The organism is Myroides sp. 1354, from assembly GCF_030324495.1.
GTDB lineage: Bacteria > Bacteroidota > Bacteroidia > Flavobacteriales > Flavobacteriaceae > Flavobacterium.
Genome location: NZ_JACAGN010000013.1, coordinates 84,617 through 105,797, shown reverse-complemented (window position 1 = coordinate 105,797; position 21,181 = coordinate 84,617). Strand labels below are relative to the sequence as shown.

The 21,181-nt window shown below is 36.0% G+C and carries 17 protein-coding genes and 2 tRNA genes; 8 read left to right on the top strand and 11 right to left on the bottom strand.

The features are described from left to right. Positions 1–72, top strand: a tRNA-Lys gene (locus tag HX004_RS13310). A gap of 85 nt (positions 73–157) precedes the next feature. Continuing rightward, a tRNA-Leu gene (locus tag HX004_RS13305) sits at positions 158–239 on the top strand. 106 nt (positions 240–345) lie between these two features. On the opposite strand, the gene HX004_RS13300 is transcribed toward HX004_RS13305, so the two are convergent. The 4 genes from HX004_RS13300 to gldJ form a co-directional block, all read right to left on the bottom strand. Then, the gene (locus HX004_RS13300) at positions 346–678 is read right to left on the bottom strand and encodes a hypothetical protein (protein ID WP_286443078.1); all 333 of its coding nucleotides are present in this window, start codon (positions 676–678) and stop codon (positions 346–348) included. A gap of 187 nt (positions 679–865) precedes the next feature. Next, the gene (locus tag HX004_RS13295) at positions 866–1,318 is read right to left on the bottom strand and encodes an NUDIX domain-containing protein (RefSeq protein ID WP_286443077.1); all 453 of its coding nucleotides are present in this window, start codon (positions 1,316–1,318) and stop codon (positions 866–868) included. 65 nt (positions 1,319–1,383) lie between these two features. Continuing rightward, positions 1,384–2,688: a UDP-N-acetylmuramoyl-tripeptide--D-alanyl-D-alanine ligase gene (locus tag HX004_RS13290; protein WP_286443076.1), complete on the bottom strand. Its 1,305-nt coding sequence runs from the start codon at positions 2,686–2,688 to the stop codon at positions 1,384–1,386. 68 nt (positions 2,689–2,756) lie between these two features. Then, complete coding sequence (gene gldJ, locus HX004_RS13285; RefSeq protein ID WP_286443075.1) at positions 2,757–4,286, bottom strand: gliding motility lipoprotein GldJ; 1,530 nt, start codon at positions 4,284–4,286, stop codon at positions 2,757–2,759. Positions 4,287–4,491: 205 nt separating this feature from the next. On the opposite strand from gldJ, the gene porU reads away from it, so the two are divergent. The 5 genes from porU (at position 4,492) to HX004_RS13260 (ending at position 12,269) form a co-directional block, all read left to right on the top strand. After that, positions 4,492–8,340 carry a type IX secretion system sortase PorU gene (gene porU / locus HX004_RS13280; RefSeq protein ID WP_286443074.1) on the top strand — a complete coding sequence of 1,283 codons (3,849 nt, stop codon included), beginning with the start codon at positions 4,492–4,494 and terminating at the stop codon, positions 8,338–8,340. 39 nt (positions 8,341–8,379) lie between these two features. Further along, the gene (gene porV, locus HX004_RS13275) at positions 8,380–9,522 is read left to right on the top strand and encodes a type IX secretion system outer membrane channel protein PorV (protein WP_286443073.1); all 1,143 of its coding nucleotides are present in this window, start codon (positions 8,380–8,382) and stop codon (positions 9,520–9,522) included. A gap of 88 nt (positions 9,523–9,610) precedes the next feature. Beyond that, entirely contained in the window at positions 9,611–10,093 is a 483-nt protein-coding gene (locus HX004_RS13270; RefSeq protein ID WP_286443072.1) for a cytidine deaminase, read from the top strand. A gap of 217 nt (positions 10,094–10,310) precedes the next feature. Next, entirely contained in the window at positions 10,311–11,702 is a 1,392-nt protein-coding gene (locus tag HX004_RS13265) for a hemolysin family protein (protein ID WP_286443071.1), read from the top strand. Between the two features lie 147 nt (positions 11,703–11,849). Continuing rightward, positions 11,850–12,269, top strand: a complete 420-nt coding sequence (locus tag HX004_RS13260) for a GNAT family N-acetyltransferase (RefSeq protein ID WP_286443070.1) — start codon at positions 11,850–11,852, stop codon at positions 12,267–12,269. A 47-nt stretch (positions 12,270–12,316) separates the two neighbouring features. On the opposite strand, the gene bshC is transcribed toward HX004_RS13260, so the two are convergent. Together bshC and HX004_RS13250 are read right to left on the bottom strand one after the other, a co-directional pair. After that, positions 12,317–13,906, bottom strand: coding sequence for a bacillithiol biosynthesis cysteine-adding enzyme BshC (gene bshC / locus HX004_RS13255; protein WP_286443069.1), 1,590 nt, complete (start codon positions 13,904–13,906; stop codon positions 12,317–12,319). Positions 13,907–14,007: 101 nt separating this feature from the next. After that, the gene (locus HX004_RS13250) at positions 14,008–15,918 is read right to left on the bottom strand and encodes an FIDD domain-containing protein (RefSeq protein ID WP_286443068.1); all 1,911 of its coding nucleotides are present in this window, start codon (positions 15,916–15,918) and stop codon (positions 14,008–14,010) included. 136 nt (positions 15,919–16,054) lie between these two features. Between HX004_RS13250 and HX004_RS13245 the strand changes: the two genes are divergently transcribed. Beyond that, positions 16,055–18,253, top strand: coding sequence for a B12-binding domain-containing radical SAM protein (locus tag HX004_RS13245; RefSeq protein ID WP_286443066.1), 2,199 nt, complete (start codon positions 16,055–16,057; stop codon positions 18,251–18,253). Between the two features lie 17 nt (positions 18,254–18,270). On the opposite strand, the gene HX004_RS13240 is transcribed toward HX004_RS13245, so the two are convergent. Genes HX004_RS13240 through HX004_RS13220 form a run of 5 tightly spaced genes read right to left on the bottom strand, consistent with a single transcriptional unit; the run spans position 18,271 to position 21,041 of the window. Then, positions 18,271–18,603, bottom strand: coding sequence for an SdpI family protein (locus tag HX004_RS13240; RefSeq protein ID WP_286443065.1), 333 nt, complete (start codon positions 18,601–18,603; stop codon positions 18,271–18,273). A gap of 6 nt (positions 18,604–18,609) precedes the next feature. Next, the gene (locus HX004_RS13235; protein WP_286443064.1) at positions 18,610–19,551 is read right to left on the bottom strand and encodes an alpha/beta hydrolase; all 942 of its coding nucleotides are present in this window, start codon (positions 19,549–19,551) and stop codon (positions 18,610–18,612) included. 1 nt (position 19,552) lies between these two features. Continuing rightward, complete coding sequence (locus HX004_RS13230) at positions 19,553–20,131, bottom strand: hypothetical protein (RefSeq protein ID WP_286443063.1); 579 nt, start codon at positions 20,129–20,131, stop codon at positions 19,553–19,555. 10 nt (positions 20,132–20,141) lie between these two features. Then, positions 20,142–20,723, bottom strand: a complete 582-nt coding sequence (locus tag HX004_RS13225) for a hypothetical protein (RefSeq protein ID WP_286443062.1) — start codon at positions 20,721–20,723, stop codon at positions 20,142–20,144. 36 nt (positions 20,724–20,759) lie between these two features. Next, positions 20,760–21,041, bottom strand: a complete 282-nt coding sequence (locus tag HX004_RS13220; RefSeq protein ID WP_182647834.1) for a DUF2089 family protein — start codon at positions 21,039–21,041, stop codon at positions 20,760–20,762. Between the last annotated feature and the right edge of the window lie 140 nt (positions 21,042–21,181).

Genomic DNA, 21,181 nt, shown 5'->3' with positions numbered 1-21,181 from the left:
ACTCGATAGCTCAGTTGGTAGAGCACAACACTTTTAATGTTGGGGTCCTGGGTTCGAGCCCCAGTCGGGTCACAAAAGCTATTCCTAATCGAATGGCTTTTTTTAATTCTTTGTTTCTTTAGCTAGAAGAAAAAGAATTATATTTACCCATTCACAAGGCCGGGTGGAGGAATTGGTAGACTCGCCATCTTGAGGGGGTGGTGTCGCAAGACGTATGGGTTCGAGTCCCATTCCGGTCACAAAAAAGCGCAAATAACATCTTGTTATTTGCGCTTTTTTTTTGAGGGAGTTATGAGAAATATTATTTCTCAGTAAATTGATCTTCTTTTTCTTTGAATCTGAAAATTATAGTCTTAAATCCAGTAGTCTGCTATATTCAATATTTAAAATTGTGACATTAGGACTTTCTTCAACTGTACCTGTAGCACATAGTCTATTTTGTAATGTAATGTGTAAAGGTTCTAGATGTTGATCAGGGCGTATCATGTAACTCAAGTAAACGGTATATTTTTGGTATTTGGGATTGTAAGGATTTTTAATTAGACTACCATCCGTATTGCAAGCATAGAGTTCGCTTTCATAAGTAATAACTTGATAATCGGGAATTACAGGGGCTGTGTGTTGAGCAAATGCCCCCATAGAAAGTAGGAAAGTGAATCCTAAAAGTAAATTTTTCATGATTATTATAGTTTAAAAATTGGTTTCATCAAAGTATGTTTTATTTTAATGATTTAAAAACTAATTTGTTGGAATTAACTTATTGTGTAGTTTTTCTGTACAAAGAAAAATAAAGAAATGTTGTTGAATGTTGTAAAATAGAAAAGGATAAGCTTAAAAGCTTATCCTTTTTTGTTTTTGTAGGATTTTATCGTTTTTCAAAATACTTCATAAAAAGGGTCACAATGGGATGGTGTACTTCCATAATATCCTCTTTAGAAAAAGAAGCTAAAGGAAACCATTGTAAAGCTTTGATATCATCTTTGGCTTGAATATCAGTTGTTGTTGCAGGAATTTCCAACAAATACAGATGGGTGATGATTTTGTCTTTGTGGTTGCGGTAGCGCGGATCATCGATTTTAGTGGACCCTACGTACTTCATATCGTCAACTGTAGCTACGAGGTTCGTTTCTTCGAATAATTCCCTTACAGCGGCTGATTCATAGCTAGAATCGTCTGCGTCAACAAATCCTCCGACAAATCGCCATTTGGGTTCGTGTTCTTTTTTTCCCAATAAAAGGGAATACGTTTGATCAGGATTGATTCGCAATACAGCAATGTCAACTGTTGGAATTGCGTTTGGATAAACTTTTTCTTGCATTTTTTTGTTGTTTTGAGGAGATGAAGGTAAAACAAAAAAGGCTGAAATTATCTTCAGCCTTTATGTTATTTTAAAAATGAAATGATTTTTTCCAAAGCCATTCCTCTAGATCCTTTGATTAAAACGGTGTGATGTGCCAATAATTGGGCTACATCTTCGTGTTGAGCTAAAAAATCCGCCAATGTTTCATAGAAAGATATTGCCGTTGCCGTTGTCGTATCTCTTACTTTTGAAAATTCTTTTCCAATGAAGAATACTTGTTCAAAGCTAGTTTCTTCTACTTGTTTAATAATTTCTTTGTGTTCTTTTTCGCTGGCAGTACCCAATTCAAACATATCACCTAAAATATAAATTTTGGGTGTACTGGCTGTTAATTGATTAAAATTAGCAACCGAAAGTTCCATACTTGAAGGGTTGGCATTATAAGCGTCTAACAAAATGGTATAAGGCTCTTGTTTGATCCATTGAGAGCGATTGTTAGTCGGTATGTAATTTTGAATCGCTTGATTAGCTTCTGTTAAACTCACACCAAAATACTGTCCGATGGCTACGGCAGCAGCCATATTAGTCGCATTGTAAGATCCAGTCAAATGAGAGGTAATGCGTTGATTGCCTAATTGTATTGTTGCCAATTCTGTATGAGGTATGATTTCTACTTCAACGTTTGCTTCTGTGTCTTTTGACCCAAAAGTAAATCTGGAGAAGGTCATGGTTTTGGCATCTTGTCTAGGATCGTCAGCATTGACAAAAGCCATTTTGTGATTGTCTTCTAAGTAATCGTATAGTTCACTTTTTCCTTTGATTACACCTTCAAAACCACCGAAACCTTCTAAATGAGCTTTGCCGAAATTGGTGATATAACCATAGTCTGGTTGGGCAATGGTGCATAATAGCGCGATTTCATTGAGGTGATTGGCCCCCATTTCTACAATTCCAATATCGGTTTCATCGTCAAACTGAAGTAAGGTTAATGGTACTCCTATGTGGTTGTTGTAATTTCCTTGAGTGGCTTTTACGTTGTATTTGCGACTTAAAACAGCTTTGATAAGTTCTTTGGTTGTCGTTTTCCCATTACTACCCGTTAAAGCGATAATAGGAAGACCTAGTTGTTGTCTGTGGTAGTTGGCTAATTGTTGTAATGCCTGTAGAGTGTTGGGAACAAGAAACATTTTATCTCGATCCGTTACAAGCTTAGGATTGTCCATGATGACATAGCGCGCTCCTTTATCAATAGCATCTTGTGCAAACTCATTTGCGTCAAAATTATCCCCTTTTAAAGCAAAAAAGAGACTATTGGGGGTGATGTTTCTCGTGTCAATTGATATGCCGTCAGCTTCAGAGAAGCAGCTGTATAATTCCTGTATATTCATACGTCAAAAGTAAAAAAAAAGTCCTAATTAAAATTAGGACTTTTAAAAGAAATATAGGTTATCTTATTTTAGTTTTTCGTCTTGCGAATTACTTGTTTTTGACCCACTTTAGTCATGGCTAAACGGAATCCAATATAGTCAGTCGCTTGATCTTCTGGGTAGAATCTTCTTGTTGCAGGGTCTAACCAGTATGCTCTGTCTTTCCAAGAACCACCTTTGATTACACGACTTTTATCGTTGTAAATATTCGTGATTTGTTTTCCTGTTTTGTTTGTAACTGAAATTTCTGCTAATGCTTCTATTTCTTCTTCACCATTTGCTTGTTTTACATCTGCATCGTATGCAATTTGTGAAACTTGTCCAGGTAAATTACGCACTCGTAAACGTCCATTTGATAAAGTATCAAATTTTACAGTTTGATCTGTTACGATTTGTGGTTTTCCATCAGGTCCAATTTGGTTTTTGTAGTAAATGTTTCCTTTGAAGAAATTGAAATCGGTATCAATTTGATCAATTTGAGGATCGTAAACATCTGCAACCCATTCTGCTACGTTACCTGCCATGTCGTATAAACCGAAATCGTTAGGAGCATATGATTTTACAGCATTTGTAATGTCTGCATTATCAGTAGCCCAACCTGCGATTCCTCCGTAATCTCCACGACCTTGTTTGAAGTTAGCATATTGAGATTTTAATGTATTGTTGCGTTTTTTTCCTGATTTTTTAGTAGGATTCTCCCAAGGGTATGTTTTTCTTCCTTGGTAGTTGTTGTACTCTCTAGTACCAGCCATTCCAATAGCTGCATATTCCCACTCTGCCTCAGTTGGTAGACGGTATTCAGCCGTGAAAAGACCATAATTCATTGTAGCGTAAAGATTTTTCTCTCCATCTTTCGCTTTGTTCTTTACACCGCGATATACGATATCTGTATTACCTCCGTAAACAGCTTCTGGATTCGCTAAATATGTTTCTGTACTAAAGTGAGCGTCAGCATAAGCTTCCATGATCTTAGCATCTTTTTTAAGATACCCAGCTCTTTCTAACGTTAACTCGTTCACTCTGTCTGTTCTCCATTTTGCATAGTCATTTGCTTGCAACCAAGTTACTCCAACTACTGGGTAGTTAGCATAAGCTGGATGTCTTAAATAACTAGAAATTAGTGTTTCATTGAAACCTGATCCACTTCTCCATACGGTTGTGTCAGGTAAAGCACTCTTGTAGATTTCTGCATAAACTTGATTTGTAGGAGGAAAGACACTCTTTAACCAGTATAAATACTCGTTGTAAGCAATGTTTGTTGTTTCAGCTTCATCTAAATAGAATGATTGGACATACTGTTGTTTAGGATTGTTGTTCCAATCAGCCATGATGTCATCTTGCACTCTTCCCATTGTAAAAGCACCCCCTTCAATGGATACCATACCCTTAGGATTCTGCTGTTCAAAATTCGTGTTGTACTGAAAGCCTCCTTTTTTATCATTTATTTTCCAACCAGTAGCAGAAGAAACTCCATTATTTGTGTTACTGCAACTCGTTAAACCAACTGTAGCTAGTAGGCCAGCAAGCAGTTGTAAAGTCATAAGTCTATTAATCTTCATGTTAAAAACGGGTAAATAATTTGACGCAATATAAGAATTAACGATTAATTAGCAATATCCTTGCTGTGAATATTTTAAAAAAAACTTAATTTTTGTGTTCCAAAATAATTATAGTCACTTAAATAACGCTTTTTTTATTCGTGTATTGTGTATGGAAAAAATAATTATTTTTGCCTAGGAACAATTCTTCTTGATGCAAATATATATGAAAATAATTATTAATACACTACTGATTCTTACTTGCTTTACACTTTTTTCTCAGTCTAGAAGATTGGAGTTTAAGTGGGACAATAAATTAGTTGTACAAGCGTTGTCTACAGATGATTTTGACGCCGCCAAAATAGATAAAAATTTAACATTTGAAAGTGTTAATAATATGTTAATTTACTCGGCTTTGGAATCAAATCTTCCATTTGGATTTAAAAATAATGTACGAATTCTTCAAGTTACTTACGAAGATTTAGATGCAAATTTCCTGTCGGAGGCGAAGAAAAAATTATATCAGGAAGAATTAAATATACAAATAAAGACAGTCAACACCAATCAGACACCTCAAAGTTATGTTTATTTTTCACCGATTGTCTATGCAAATGGTGGATTAAAACGAGTGAAAAGCGTTTCTTATGTAATCGAAAACCAATCTTTATTGCCGAAAACGCAACAAATCTCAAGTAATAACGCAAGAAATCTCAATGCGAATACAGTGCTTAAACAAGGTAATTGGTTCAAATTTGGGGTGAATAAAACGGGGATTTACAAATTAGATAAGAGCTTCCTCACTCAATTGGGGGTACCTCAATCAGTAGATCCACGTACGATTCAGATTTACGGTGCTGGCGGACAGATGTTGCCTATAATCAACTCTTCAAATTATCCAACAGATTTACAAGAAAATAGTATTTATGTTCAAGGTGAATCAAAGGGAACATTCGATGCAGATGATTTCATTTTGTTCTATGCAACAGGTGTAGATCAATGGAATGAAGAGAGTTTGACGTATCAGAATTTATATGTGGATGAAGCGATTTATTTTTTGACTTATGGGCAACAACAAGGATTGAGGATTTCCAATTTTGTAGAACCTACGGCAAGGGAAGTCGCTACTTTAAACGAATTTGATGGACGCGTTTTTCACGAGCAAGATCTCGTTAATATAGGTAAATTAGGAAGAAAGTGGTTTGGAGAGGAATTCGGACTGGTCAATGAGCGTAACTTTTCACTGGAATTACTTCATTTGAAGACTAGTCAACCTGTAATATTTGGTGTGAATACAGCTTCGAGTTCATATGGGAATACTTCTTTTAGTTATGCGATTAACAATCGTTTCACTGGGGCTGTTACTTTTTTCCCAATTCGCAGTGCAACGACAAAGGGGTATGAGAGTTTTTTGGAAAAGGAGGAATATCTGGGGTCGCCAAATGTTGAGGTAACTCTAACCTATCAAAATGGAGGGGTTCCCAATTCAAAGGGTTATCTGGATTATATTGAGTTTTTGTATACGGGGAATTTAATAGGAGGAACCAAACAATATCGCTTCTCTAATAATAAGGTAAAAACAATAGACGGGGTTGTTCGTTGGAGCTTGACCAATACCAATCAGGTGAATCGAATTTGGAATGTGACAGATATATCCGCTATTAGTACAGTTGCAGTAAACCATCAAGAACAATATAGTTTTAAGACGCATGGAGGTGCGGAGCAGTTTTTCCAAGTAGAGATTCCGTCGGATTATTATACGCCAAAAATGATTGCTAATAGTCGTGTGCGTAATCAGGATCTCAAAGGTGCTGTTCAAGCACAAGGCGCAGTAGATTACCTTATTATAACAAATGAAGCTTTTGCTTCTGCTGCTCAGCAGTTGGCGCAGTTTCACCGTCAAAATAGCAATTTGAAACCGTTGGTGGTTACAGTAGATCAGATTTACAACGAGTTTTCTTCAGGTCAACAAGACGGAGTTGCAATTCGCAATTTTGTGCGTTATGTGTATGAAAGTATGGCGCAAAACGGAAATGCATTGAAATACCTCAATTTATTTGGTACGGGCTCTTATGATTACAAACAGCGAATTGAGCAGAATGCTAATATTGTGCCGCTACACTATGGAATGAACAAAAATAAAAAGGCGCAGAATAGCAATTCTAACTTTTCAATGTATACTACTTTTATGTCGGATGATTTTTATGGATTGCTAGATGAAGGAGAAGGGGACATGTACAATTTAGTTTTTGGAATTGACGTTACGGTAGGGCGAATCCTCGCTAAAAATATAGAAGAGGCCAATCAAGCGGTGCAAAAGATTATAGCTTATCAAGGGGAACAAGCAAGGGGACGCTGGAAAAATAATCTTGTTGCTATGGCAGATGATGTGGATAAATCGTCGGATTATGTACTACAAGTGGAAACGGATACCATTGTCAATCGCATTATTGCTCATAATCCGTTTTTCAATACCAAGAAAATATACTTGGATGCATATGTACAAGAAACATCTGCTGGAGGAAATCGTTACCCTCAAGCGCGTTTGGACTTTTTGGATGCAATTGAAAAAGGGGCCTTGTTTGTCAATTATTTAGGACATGGAGGAGAGGATGGATTGGCACAAGAGCGCGTTTTTACTATTGAGGATGCCCGAAGGTTAACGAATGAAAATAAGTATCCTGTTTTCTCTATTATTACGTGTGAATTTAGTCGATTTGATGATCCCAATTACACCAGCGGAGGAGAAGTACTCTTTAATAATAATAAAGGAGGAGCTATTGCCTTAATTGGAACTACAAGAGAAATAGGTATTGATATTGGTCGACTGTTAAATCGAACATTCACGGATTTGTTTTTTGAACATTCCACTACATATACAATGGCCGATGCCTTGAGGCATACGAAAAACACCTATACTAATAGAGACAAGAACGTGGTTTCTTTTATTGGGGATCCTGCTTTGAAAATTGCCTTGCCTAATTTAAAAGTAGTCTTGTCTCAAGTGAATGAAGCTGAGGTACAACAAACAGCAAATCATCCAATAAAAGCGCTGGATTACGTCAAGATGAAGGGAGAGATTCAAGATGAAGGAAATCAGCTGGTTAATTCTTTTACGGGAAGCTTAGCGGTGGAGATCTATGATAAATACCTAGAGAAGAAAACCTTGGGAAATGATAATGTCATGAATAATGGGATGCCATGGGTCATGGATTATCAAACTTTAGGTGAGGTGGTTTTTAGAGGAAACGCCAGTGTGAAAAATGGTGCTTTCTCTTTTGATTTCATTATGCCTAAAGACATTCGACTCAATGAAGGTAAGGGAAAAGTGAGTTTTTACTCCTCGAATGAAGCGATTGAGTATACTGGAAATAACGATGATTTGGTGATTGGAGGATTGAATGAAAATGCCCCTAAAGATGTTACACCACCTATGGCTCGATTGTATATGGATAATGAATCTTTTGTATCTGGAGGAGCAACAAGCAATAATCCCGTATTTCTTGCGTTTGTTGAAGATGAAAGCGGAATTAATACAGCTAGTGGAATAGGACATGATATTGTTCTTGTTGTAGATGATAAGGAAGATAAAAACATCATTCTCAACGATTATTACGAAACGGAGTTGGATAATTTCAGAAAAGGGAAAGTGACGTATCAGTTGAAGGAGTTGGATCCAGGAATGCATACGATTCAATTCAAGGTATGGGATGTATACAATAACCTATCAACAACAGAAATTCAGTTTTTAGTAAAACAAGATGAAGCGTTGAAAATCGAAAAAGTTTTGAATTATCCCAATCCTTTTGTCAACTATACGGAGTTTTGGTTTACACATAATAGGCCATTGGAACCTTTGGATGTTCAGGTGCAAATTATGACAATTACGGGGAGAATTGTAAAAACAATCAACCAACAAATTACAACCGAAGGAAATTTAAGTCGTGAGATACAGTGGGATGGACGTGATGATTTTGGAGATCGAATCGGAAAAGGAGTTTATATTTATCGCCTGACAGTGCGTTCAACACAGACAGGAAAAAAAGTCGAAAAAATAGAAAAATTAGTTATACTTTAGGAAACAATTATATTTGTATAATTTTATAAACACAACTGAATGAAAAATTTCACAGCATTAGTTCTATCTATATTAGGAGGATCTGCTTTGTACGCACAAAAAGATATGCATCCTATCACAACTGGAGTTCCCTTTTTAACTATTGCCGCTGACGCTAGATCAGCAGCGATGGGAGATATGGGAGTTGCAACTACAACAGATGCTTTTTCACAACAACACAACGCTTCAAAATACGCTTTTGCACTAAAAGACCAAGGATTTGCTTTGAGTTATACGCCTTATATGTCTAAAATATCTAGTGGAATGTCTTTAGCTCAAGCCAATTACTACAACAAATTCAATGAAAGAAGTGCCTTTTCTGTAGGGTTTCGCTATTTTGGAATGGGAGAAGTAACGTATAGAGAGGATTACAACAGCATTGGAGCGACTTATAAACCTAGTGAATTTGCGATTGATGCGTCTTATGCATTGAAATTAAGCGAGAAATTTGGTATGGCTGTTACAGGGCGTTTTATCAATTCCAATTTAAAATTACCTGATACAGGAGATGGTGATGCATCAAGTGCAAGTACGTTTGCTGTAGATATTTCAGGATTTTATCAATCGGATAGAATGGCATTTTCTGATTTTGACGGGCGTTGGAGATTTGGTTTTAACTTACAAAATTTAGGCCCTAAAATTAGTTATAGCGATAAACCAACAGGGGATTTCTTACCGGCGAATTTAAAATTAGGTGCTGGTTTTGATTTTATTTTAGATGATTATAACACCTTAACTATTGCCACAGAGTTCAATAAATTATTAGTGCCAACGCCTCCAGCTGACGTTACAGATCCAGAGGAAATGCGCAAATACAATGATACAGGATGGTTTAAAGGTGTATTCAAATCGTTTGGTGATGCACCAGGTGGATTTAGTGAAGAAATGAAAGAAGTAGCTTGGGCTTTGGGAGCAGAGTATTGGTATGATAATACATTTGCTTTCCGCGCAGGTTATTTTAACGAAAATAAAAACAAGGGAGCTAGACAATATGCGACGTTAGGTGCAGGATTTAAATACAGTATGATTACTGTAGATTTATCTTATCTGTTCTCTACATCGAAAATCAATAATCCACTTGAAAACACGCTTCGTTTCTCCTTAACGTTTGATTTGGGAAGAAAGACTTACCCTAAAGGATAACAAGAAGAAAAGTATTATATTTGTACCCTAATCCAAACCGTTTGAACCAAAAACGAGTTTGGATTTTTTATCTCTAATCGTTTGACTTATGAAAAAAGTAGAAGTAGTAACGACTTTCATTGAATACGAATCGATTCTCGAATTAAAACCACAGGATCAAGAACTGATGGAACAGGCTATTGCGATTCGCAAAAATGCATATGCGCCTTATTCTCAGTTTCGCGTGGGAGCTGCTTTACTTTTAGAGGATGGAACCTTTGTATTGGGATCCAATCAAGAGAATGCTGCTTTTCCATCTGGATTATGTGCAGAACGCACTGCTATATTTCAGGCAGGAGCCTTGCATCCCAACAAGAAAATATTAAAAATTGCCATTTCGGCAACGTCAGATTTAAAGGTGACGAATCATCCTATTCCTCCATGTGGAGCATGTAGACAAAGTATATTGGAATATGAAGTGAAACAAGAGCAACCCATTGAAATGTTTTTTATGGGAGCGGAAGGAATGGTGTGTTATTCCCCTTCTCTTTTGAATCTATTGCCTTTTCACTTTGATGCAAAATCCATGTAATAGATAGAAAAAAATAAAAAAATATAAGTAGAAGAGGGTATAAAGTAAAAAGTTTTACCCTCTTGATACCTAGTTAATTACCTGTTTTAAAAAAAACGAGTGCTAACGTAGATATTATATCAAATAAATTATTAATTTTGATATGAAAAGGCGATGAAACTAAAACTTCGCTTATAGGTCCCTAAAAAGTTGAACGCGGACCTTTTGAATTTATAAAATGGACACATACCCCCAGATCATCACAATATTAGCTAACGTTAATATTGTTCCCGAAGAAATTTCAATTGGTAAGTTATTGCTTACGTTATTCTTAGTATTCTTAAATGGATTTTTCGTTGCAGCTGAGTTTGCAATTGTAAAAGTAAGAACCTCACAGATTGAAGTACATCAAGAATTAAACTCTAAAGTAGCAGGTGTTGCTAAAAATATAGTTGCAAACCTAGATGCCTATTTAGCAGCAACGCAATTGGGAATTACCTTAGCTTCATTAGGATTAGGTTGGGTTGGAGAAAGTTCATTAACTCCTGTTATCATGAAGGTATTTGATTTATTCGGCATGACTGGACCAGAATGGTATTCAGTGGCTAAGAGTATTTCATTTCCAATTGCCTTCGCTATTATTACAATTTTGCATATTGTTTTTGGTGAGTTAGCACCGAAATCGATAGCGATTCATTTTCCTACGAAAACAACATTCTCCATCGCTTTGCCTTTGCGCATCTTCTATTTTGTTTTTAAACCTATTATTTGGTTGATGAACGGATTAGCAAATGGTATTTTGCGTATGTTCGGTATTACACCTATACATGGAGCTGATATACACACAGAAGAAGAGCTGAAGATGATTATCACTGAGAGTCAAGCGGGTGGTGCGATTGAAGAAACAGAACGACTGTTGATTCAAAATGTGTTTGATTTTGACGATAGACGAGTGAATAATATTCAAACACTGCGCAAAAATGTTTCTGCAATTGAAATTAATACAAGCGTAAAAGAAGCGATTGATTATGCAATCACAGAAGGATATTCTCGTTTTCCAGTTTACGATGATTCCCTAGATGATATCAAAGGAGTAATCTATACCAAAGACTTGATGAAAGCCATGATTAAAGAGAAAGAAGATGTATCCCTGGCTTCTTTAATGCGTGAACCTATTTATATTTCAGAAAATGCATTGATTAAAAATGTATTGAAACAATTCCAAGCGAAACATTTACAAATGGCGATTGCTACCAATGAAGTAGGAGAGTTTACAGGTATTGTTACTATGGAGGATATCTTAGAAGAATTAGTAGGTGAAATCCAAGATGAGTATGATAATGAAGAACCTATTGTTGTATCGATTGCAGAAGGCGTATACATGGTAGATGCCCACTCCAATATTTCAGATATTAACCGTTGGTTGCCTTTCAAATTTGAAGAAAGTGAGCACTATGATACGTTGGCTGGATTGATTAGTGAAGTTTGTCCCGATCAAGAATTAAAAGAGGACGATATTGTCGATTTAGAACATTATACGGGAGAAGTAGTCAATATGTATCGCAACTCAGTAGAAAAAGTAAAATTAACGCTCAAAGAAGAGCATTTAGAAGATATAGCACAAAGCTAAGAAGAGCTAAGAATCAAATTCCAGAAGGGTAGTCGTAAAGGCTACCCTTTTTTGTCCGCTGTTTTTTTGTACATTGGTTTCGACTTGCCTTTTATTTAAGGACGAAAGCACAGCAAAATAAAAATAAATGAAATAAATCACTAAAAAATGAGATACCAAGCTCTATATCAAACAATAGAGGTAGAAACCTATTGTAAATTGCGCGTAGAATCAGGATTGTCCCCTAAAACAGAAGAGGCAGCAGCAATAGGCTTGCGCAACTCACTGTGTTGTGTTGTTCTTTTAGATCAAGAGAATCACAACGAAATTATTGGTATGGGAAGGTTAGTTGGGGACGGTGCTTGTCATTGTCAGGTAGTGGATATCTGTGTTTTACCAGCGCACCAAAAACAAGGATTGGGTAAACTAATTATGAGTAAACTAGATGCGTATATTCAGGCGAATATACCTGCTTCTTGTTATGTTAATCTCATTGCTGATGGAGAGGCTTATCACTTGTATGAGCAATATGGTTTTAAAGAAGTTTGGCCAGCATCACGTGGAATGGGATATACCAAGAAGAAGTAAACTTGACAATAAAAAAGGAGCGAAATTTCATTCGCTCCTTTTGTAAGTTATAATTCAATGATATCAAAATCATGAGACAACGGTTTAAGTTGTTGAAAGAGTTTTTGTACTAACTCTTCTCCTGCTTCTTGATAGAATTGAGCAAAATTGTAATAGCGCTCTTGTAAACTATTTTTAGGAAAAAGTTCCAATTGAATAGCCATGATGCGATCAAGTGCTTCTTTGTTCTTTTTTCTTTCTGCTTTTTGTAGGCGTTTCTCTAAGTGATCAAGCCCTTTGATTTGTTTTTTCTCTTGAGCCTGAACGGCACCAATAAAGGAAGCATCCGTTCGTTTTGCAATTGCTCTTAATTGCTCAAATTGCTGTTGTAATAGTTGGCGTTGTGCTTTAAAATCAAAAGAAACATCAGACAGTTCTGTGGACTTTTTTTGCAACAATACATCAGCAGAAGCAAATACATCTGCCCAAGTCAGTTGTAATTTATCTAGTTTTTTGATTTGTTTGCTTGTAACCAGCAATACTGAATTTCTCAATAACAACATAGGAAATTCCACTTGATGTAGGTCAAAAACAGGCTTTAACTGCAGCCAATAAGCTAATTCTCCTCCTCCACCTATATAGCACAAATTAGGTAAAATCGTCTCTTGGTACAAGGGACGCAAAATAACATTTGGACTAAAGCGCTCAGGGTGATTTTCGAGTTCTTTTAGTATCTCTTCTTTAGAAAAAGAAAGAGAGGTATTGTTTACTTTATAGCGATTATTTTCAAAAATAATACGCTCGCGAAGGTTGTCTTCAATATAGAATAAATTAATCTCTCGAGGAGTTACTTGTACAAAGTAATCCTGAAGAATAGGGTATGTTTTTTCTACTGCTCGAATTGCATTTTGCTCGAGTAATTCTTTTTGTATGGCTGGAGCGAAAAGGGATTTGAGAGAAGCGTGATCTCCATCGACAATTACTAAACCATAGGACTCAAATAGCGCATTGGCTAAATAACGTGTTGCGTCCGCTAAATTGTCGTGTTTGAGATAACTTTCTTCGAAGAGCGTTTTGAGCTTTTTGGCATGAGTACCTGCATTTAACTGTCCTTTGAATACGTCATACACTTTGTCTAGGGTCGCTGTGCTCAATCGACCAACAGGACCTTTGCTTTCTTGATCCCAACAAATTTTCTTATCCTGAAAATAGAAGTGATTGATTTCTTCAAAGTCGTGATCTTCTGTAGCCATCCAATATACAGGAACAAAATTGTAGGTTGGATATTGCTCTTTTAATTCGAGAGTTAAATTAATAGTTGAAACAATTTTATACAGAAAATACAACGGGCCTGTGAATAAATTCAATTGATGCCCTGTTGTAATGGTAAATGTATTCTCTTCTTGTAGCAAAGCGATGTTTTGCTTGGTTAATTCGGATGGCTCAAAACCTTTGTATTGATCTACGAATGCTTGGTGCAATACTGTTCGTTTTTCTTTTGAAAAATTATTTTGTTTAGCTTGTACTTGCAGTTTGAAATTAGCTAAAGTAGGAAAATGTTGGTAGAGAGGTTTTAATTTCTCTGTTTGGTTGAGGTAATCAACCATTAGTTTTGAAAAATAACCTGCGTTTTGAAATGTTATATTGGGTACCGTCATAAGACTTGAAATCAATTAGATAGTTTGTTTTAAAAAAAAAGTTTTACTATCACGATAGTAAAACTTTTAAGTATAGTAAAAATACGGTTTTATTTCAAATATTAATGTATTAATTCAATCCAACCGGAATAAACTCCTTTAATGGATTCAAAATAGTACCAATACGTTCCACTAGGTAATAGTGTACTACCATTGGATTGACCTTGCCATTCATCGGTATAACCTCCTGTTTTTTTATAAACTTCTACTCCATTTCTATTTAATATTCTCAAATTAATCACGCCATAAGGGGTAAGATCCCATTTGTCGTTCAAACCGTCGCCATTAGGTGATATTCCTTTCGAAATGATACATCCTTCAGTGGTAATTGTAAAACTATCTTCAAAAGAACAATCGTTTAGTTGAGGAAGTCCATACTCTTTTTTAGCATAAATATAAAGGGTCTTCGGTCCATAAAAAAAACTTGCAGGGGTATTGAAAAGGATGTTGGTTCCCTGTTTATTGGGTTCTAAATAATAGGCGTATCCCTCCGGTAAATTCGGTAGTTTATAAGGTTCGCATGCTGTATTGACTTGATTTTCCATTCTAAACCTTGGAATCGCATGCAATTTAATTTCCGATATAATTGAACACGTATTTTGATCGGAAATTTTAACTAGTATAAGCTGTTCTTCATAGTATGATACGACATGGTTAGCAGGGTTTTCTATTGCATTGATTTCAGCTTGAGCATCTTCAAGAGACATGAAAAATTGAATATTATATTTGGTTTTATCCTTATTGGGTAACAAACTACTGATCGTTTTAGTTAAGTCATAACGCAGTCCTACCTCTGTTTCTGTTGCGCAAAGTTCAGAGTACGTAAAAGAGGTCGCCTGTATGTCAATATCGTTGACAATGAGTTGTAGAGGAATATCCACTGGACATTTTTCATTAATGGTCATGCGTATAGTAATCGTTTTTGGTGCTGAGCTGTATTTTGTTGGTGTATTGATTTTTCTAATGGTATCATTATAAGGTTCAAAATAGGTAAAATCAATCGTTCCAATATGGTCTTCATTGAGTTTATTTTCGAATTTGGTTAAGTTAAAAGTGGCAAGCTTTTCTTTGTTTTTTATTTCCTCATAGCATAAGGCATATTTTAGAGGTTCCTTTGGTTTTTTAGGAGTTTCATTGACTACTAAATTAATTAATAGTGTTTTAAGGTAGTTGCCATTTGACCTTTTAAAACGAGCATAAATTTTCTTTGGACTATCTTCAATTTTTACTGTATAAGGCGAAGATAGAGGCGAAGAGGTATTTGGGTTCTTTGCTTCGGCCTCAGTTTTGAAGAAATCAATGATAAAGGATTGGTCGATATTATTAAGCTCTCTTTTAATATGGTTTAAGTCGAAAATTTCTTTTCCATCGTAATCTTCATCACATTGTTCAAATGTTTTTTCAGCAAAGTCACAGTTGAGCTTTGCATTGGAATCTCCATCAAAAGAGATAGTAAAACCTGCATCTGTGTCAGACCAACGATTGACAGCAATCAAAATACCATCGCCAGGTTGTACATCGTAATATCGTACGAAACCAGGTACAGTTGCTGTATTTCCTGCAGCTCTGGTAGCTCCAGGAACTTCGCATAGCATTGTTTCTGTCATGGATAAACCAATATCGTATTGACGTGCATTGACCCCATCGTTTTGAGATCCTCGGTCGGCAGGTCCTAGATTGTCAAAGTTGGGATTTTTCCAAGAGGCAAAGTCATAATCAACAGGCGCATTAGGACTGATTCTAAAGGTGAAAGTAGAGCCTGATTCTATTTCTACATAATATAAAACGAGCGAACTAGATAACGGGTTAAATGGACCACATGAAGTTCTTAAATTGGTGTAATTGGAGTTTGGAGGAGTTTGTCCCGCTAGACTCTCATTAGAACATAGGTTTGTTACGTCTTCTGGGTTAATTCGTTGTGAATATATTAAATTGACTGTTATTAGCGATATTAAAAGCAAAAAATGTTTCATTAGATTATTTTTTTAGGTGAGCGCTATATAAATATAACTTAAAATTAACTTAAAATATATATTTTGATAGAGAATTTTTTAAAATATTATTTATACTAAGAAAATGTGGGTAATTTTGTCTCTTAAACTATCTAAGGTGCAAACGACAATTACATTAATTACTCCGCCTTTTACCCAGCTGAATACACCCTATCCAGCAACTGCTTATATCACTGGTTTTTTGAATACTTTGTCTATTTCAAGTCATCAAAGTGATTTAGGGATTGAGGTTATTTTACAACTATTCAACAAAAAAGGATTAACTCGATTATTCGATCATATTCACTCGGTGGTAGAGGAAGTAAATGGCAATACGCATCGAATGCTGGCTTTAGAAACAGAGTATATTGCAACGATTGATGCGGTAATTCGTTTTTTGCAGGGAAAGAATCCCACTTTTGCTCATACGATTATCAAAGAAGATTTTTTGCCTAGGGCGTCTCGTTTTGATCAATTAGAAGAATTGGAATGGGCCTTCGGTTCCATGGGAATTCAAGATCAAGCCAAGCACTTGGCCACTTTGTATCTTGAGGATTTAGCAGATTTAATTGTCGATACCGTTGATCCTCATTTTGGGTTTAGTCGTTATGCAGAGCGCTTAGGTCGATCAGCACATACGTTTGATGAGCTATATGAGTCGCTACATCAGCCTTTGACCTTTATTGATGAGTTGACAATTGAACTTCTTACAGCAATCGTTGCTAAATCTAACCCGAAAATTGTTGGTTTTTCTGTGCCTTTTCCAGGTAATTTATATAGTGCTTTTCGCTGTGCACAATGGATTAAACAAAACCACCCTCATATAAAAGTAACCATGGGAGGGGGGTATCCCAATACGGAACTGCGTTCTTTGTCTGATGTTAGAGTATTTGAGTTTTTTGACTTTATTACGTTAGATGACGGGGAGGCTCCATTGGAAAATTTAATTTTACACGTAGAAGGAAAATTAACTCAAGCTGAATTAAAACGCACATTTGTTTGTAATGATCACGAAGTGGTGTATATCAACAATCCATTGAAACGAGATTATAAACAGGCAGAAGTAGGTACACCTGATTATTCAGGATTAAAGCTGAACGACTATATCTCAGTTATTGAGGTTGTCAATCCCATGCACCGCATGTGGAGTGATGGTCGTTGGAATAAGTTGACAATGGCGCATGGGTGTTATTGGGGGAAATGTACGTTCTGTGATATTAGTTTGGATTACATCAAGGTATATGAACCTGTGGCTGCTAAGTTAATCGTGGATCGAATGGAAACCTTAGTGGAGCAAACAGGTGAAACAGGATTCCACTTTGTAGATGAAGCAGCACCACCTGCTTTAATGCGTGAGGTAGCACTTGAAATTATTCGTCGAAAACTGACGGTATCATGGTGGACCAATATTCGCTTTGAGAAAAGCTTTACCCGCGATTTGTGTTTGTTGTTAAAGGCTTCTGGCTGTATTGCGGTATCTGGGGGGTTAGAAGTAGCCTCTGATCGTTTACTCAAATTAATTGACAAAGGAGTAACCGTAGAGCAAGTGGCTCGTGTCAATCGAAATTTTACAGAAGCAGGTATTTTAGTGCATGCGTATTTGATGTATGGTTTTCCGACACAAACCGCTCAAGAAACTATTGACAGTTTGGAAATGGTACGCCAATTGTTTGAAGCTGGTATTATGCAATCCGGCTTTTGGCATCAATTTGCCATGACAGCTCACTCTCCTGTTGGAATGAATCCCGAAGAGTATAAAGTAATTGCACAGAAAAAAGAAAATAGTGCTTTTGCTAACAACGATGTGCCTCACGTAGAAATGAATGGCGCAATTCACGATAAATTTTCCTTTGGGTTGAAGAAATCCCTATTCAACTTTATGCATGGAATGTGTTTGGATTGGCCCCTAAATGAATGGTTCGAATTCAAAGTACCTCGTACCTCTATTCCTCCAGACTATATAGCATCTTGTTTGGAAAGTGAACTATTGCCAACTTACAGAGGCAATCAAAAGATTGTATGGTTGGGTACATATCCCTACAAAGAATATTTTGAGAAAAAGAAAAAAGGAAACGTTTTTGAAATGATTAACTTGATTTTCTATACAAAAAATGACACCATTACGATTGGTTTAAATCGAGAAGAAGGGGAATGGTTCGCTCACTTTATTGAAGAGTTAAAAGGTAGTACCACACAAACTAAAACGTATCAGGAAATGAAGACAAGTTTTGAAACTGCTTGCTCTACTGACTTTGAACTATTTTGGTACTCAAAGCCAGTACAACAATTGCGCGAAATGGCTTTACTTGTAGTGTAAGTAAAGTAGTTGGAGAATTATTTTTTTTCGAATTGATATAAGCGTATCTCTGTATAGAGGATGACTAGGATGGAACCTCCAGCAACAAAGATCATTTCAGTTGGTTGATAGTACGTATGAGGGAGGATAGCAAAGTAGAATAGCAAATTATTGATGAGCATAAGAATACCTAAACTGAACATTAATCGCCCACTTAGTTTTTGAGAGAAATCCCAATTTTCTTGATTTTTCATACTTCTTGGCGTACGGTAACCTACTGGACCAATGTTTTTACATAAGGGAATTAGTATACCCGTCAGAATAAAAATGATGGGTAAGAAAAAGTAATGGAAAAGGAGGTTGTACGACATATGCAGTTAGTTTGAGGTGAGTATAAAAGTTGCAATTGTTGACGCAAGTTGAGGGTGTAAAGGGAAAGAAGGATTTCCGTAACTCTTCATATTATCCTCGTCTTTTTCGATTTGCTTCAACACGTGATTCATGTTTTTTAAGGTGATGCGTTTGGTTTTAGGATTCGCTTTACTCAATAAATCCCCGTGGAGTAGGGAAACTTGCAAATCTTTATCTCCATCAATAATTAACGTCGGTTGTTTTATTTTTTTTATTTCTATGCTTGGATTGTATTTCATCCAGGAAATTAAATAAGGTTGTACACTTGGTCGATATAAAGCTTGCAACATAGGAGGAATGTTTTCTATTGTTTGTCCTTTTTTCAATGCAGCATTGAGTTCCAGTACCTTATTTCCTAAAGCAGGTAGTTGTTTAACTACTTGATCATAGATGATTTGATCTGCTGCTACTCCAGGACCTTGCAAGGAAACGTATTGGGTTACTTTAGTTGATGTATTGGCTAAGATATTGGCAACTAAGGCACCTTCGCTATGACCTACTAAGGTGATTCTAGGATAGGTAGTAGAGAAGTAATCGACAATTAAGGCTAAATCATTCACCCCATCTTCAAATCGTCCCTCTTCTTCTTTTATGGGAATATTCAATTTTAGTTGTGTAATAAATCGCTTGTCATAGGTAAATACATCAAGACCTTGTACAACCAAAGCATTAGCTAGTAATTTATAGGAATCACCTTTTAATCCTGCAAAACTGTTTCCATTTCGATTCGTTGGGCCAGAACCTGGAACAATAATAACGAGATTTTCACTTTTAGCTGATGAAGTGTATAAATCTCCAAGCAAATGTGCATCAATTGCAATCTCTGTTGTTTGAGGAGTTTGAGCAAAACCTAGTATAGCACATAGGGTAGTCAGTACATAGATAAAGAAGTGTACGAATGCTTTCATATTAATATAAGTTGGTTAAAGAAGGGATACATAATTCGACAAGAAGGACCAGAAGTACAAACAAGATGAGATGTGCATTTTTCTTTACATGAGTAGCCGTTTTAAACCCTTGGTATAAATAACGACTAAAGAGGATACACAGTAAAACAACAAAGGCGCCTAAAGTAATATGCAAAAACATGACTAGATAATCACCCCCTATCTTTTGATCTTGCTTAACCTGTTCTTCTAGGTTGTTTAGAAGGTCCATAGCATAATCAAGCGGAATGATCAACAAAGGAGATAACGCTAGTTTGGCGATGAGTACTGTATTGAAAATATCAACTAATCGCGTTTTTGCATTGATGTAATAGCCTAGTATAAAGAGTGTCAAAGTCAGAGCAAAAGTGCTAATTCCAAAATCGGCAATAGATTGCAACAAAGTAGGAGGTACAGGTACACTTTTTACTTGCAAGGAAGAAAATAAGCGAACATTCTTTGTCAGTTGTAGTAGACAACCAAGAAAGGCCATACTTAGCCCAATAAGTAGTAACTGCTTTTCTTGCGCATATACAAAAGGTTGTAGTATGAGTTTTTTCATTTTCGAACGGTTAGTATAAGTACACAAGTAGTTTAGATGTCATTTCAGCTAGTATAACCACTACGAGAAGTAAAACATGGTGAGAGACTTGTTTGGAGTTGGTTGCATTTTTGTAACCCCTATAAAGTAGGAATCCCATGAGAACTAAGGCTAATAATGCAACTAATCCTCCTAGTACAAGTACAGCAATATTGAATACAGGCAGTTCACTTAGCGCTGACGAATTGCTTATATTATCGATTAGGAACTCTGACGTTTCTTGATTGATGTTTCCAATGTTCGTTAGAGGTGCAAAATAAAGGGGAATTCTACAAATAAGTGCTACGTTTAGAATATCGATAAAACGTGCTTTAGTTGGTAAAAAACGCGAAAGTAGAAATAGCAATATCGCCAAGCAAAGCGTATTAATACAGTTGTCTATAAACGGTTGATACCACTTGATGGTACTCGTGAAGTGTACATCTAATACACCATCGAATCGTGCGTTGGTAAAATATGCAACAGTAGAAGCTACTAGGAGGATCGCTATACCGATGCCAAAGAGTTTTCTTTCTTGAATGGTTTCGAATGGTCGAGTAAAAGCATTTTTCATAAAAAGTTGTTGTTGTTTACAGGTTGGTGTATTTGGTTATAGATTTTGTAGTTTTTTAATGTGTTCTATCATATCGTCTAGTTTGTTTCGAACGGTAGGATAACTAATGTTCATCTGTTGAGCCATTTGTTTTAAACTTCCACTGTATAGAAAAAACTGCAGGATAAAATCTTGCTCCTCCTGTGTTAATTGAGAAAGTAAAGGCAAATTAAATTGTCCTCCTACGGTCGTCTCACAATTTTCACATGCCAGTTGTGTAACGTGTAATTTATTTGTACAACTCGGACAATGGGTGGGTAATTTATGTTTTGTTTTCAAATTGTTTAATTTTATTTAAGCCAAAGTTAATAAAATTTATTTTAAAATAAATATTTTTTATTAAGAAGAGAGAAGAGAGAAGAGAGAAGAGAGAAGAGAGAAGAGAGAAGAGAGAAGAGAGAAGAGAGAAGAGAGAAGAG

Coding starts and splice junctions, on each gene's coding strand:
- HX004_RS13300 (WP_286443078.1), bottom strand. CDS start 678: ATGAAAAATTTACTTTTAGGATTCACTTTCCTACTTTCTATGGGGGCA.
- HX004_RS13295 (WP_286443077.1), bottom strand. CDS start 1,318: ATGCAAGAAAAAGTTTATCCAAACGCAATTCCAACAGTTGACATTGCT.
- HX004_RS13290 (WP_286443076.1), bottom strand. CDS start 2,688: ATGAATATACAGGAATTATACAGCTGCTTCTCTGAAGCTGACGGCATA.
- gldJ (WP_286443075.1), bottom strand. CDS start 4,286: ATGAAGATTAATAGACTTATGACTTTACAACTGCTTGCTGGCCTACTA.
- porU (WP_286443074.1), top strand. CDS start 4,492: ATGAAAATAATTATTAATACACTACTGATTCTTACTTGCTTTACACTT.
- porV (WP_286443073.1), top strand. CDS start 8,380: ATGAAAAATTTCACAGCATTAGTTCTATCTATATTAGGAGGATCTGCT.
- HX004_RS13270 (WP_286443072.1), top strand. CDS start 9,611: ATGAAAAAAGTAGAAGTAGTAACGACTTTCATTGAATACGAATCGATT.
- HX004_RS13265 (WP_286443071.1), top strand. CDS start 10,311: ATGGACACATACCCCCAGATCATCACAATATTAGCTAACGTTAATATT.
- HX004_RS13260 (WP_286443070.1), top strand. CDS start 11,850: ATGAGATACCAAGCTCTATATCAAACAATAGAGGTAGAAACCTATTGT.
- bshC (WP_286443069.1), bottom strand. CDS start 13,906: ATGACGGTACCCAATATAACATTTCAAAACGCAGGTTATTTTTCAAAA.
- HX004_RS13250 (WP_286443068.1), bottom strand. CDS start 15,918: ATGAAACATTTTTTGCTTTTAATATCGCTAATAACAGTCAATTTAATA.
- HX004_RS13240 (WP_286443065.1), bottom strand. CDS start 18,603: ATGTCGTACAACCTCCTTTTCCATTACTTTTTCTTACCCATCATTTTT.
- HX004_RS13235 (WP_286443064.1), bottom strand. CDS start 19,551: ATGAAAGCATTCGTACACTTCTTTATCTATGTACTGACTACCCTATGT.
- HX004_RS13230 (WP_286443063.1), bottom strand. CDS start 20,131: ATGAAAAAACTCATACTACAACCTTTTGTATATGCGCAAGAAAAGCAG.
- HX004_RS13225 (WP_286443062.1), bottom strand. CDS start 20,723: ATGAAAAATGCTTTTACTCGACCATTCGAAACCATTCAAGAAAGAAAA.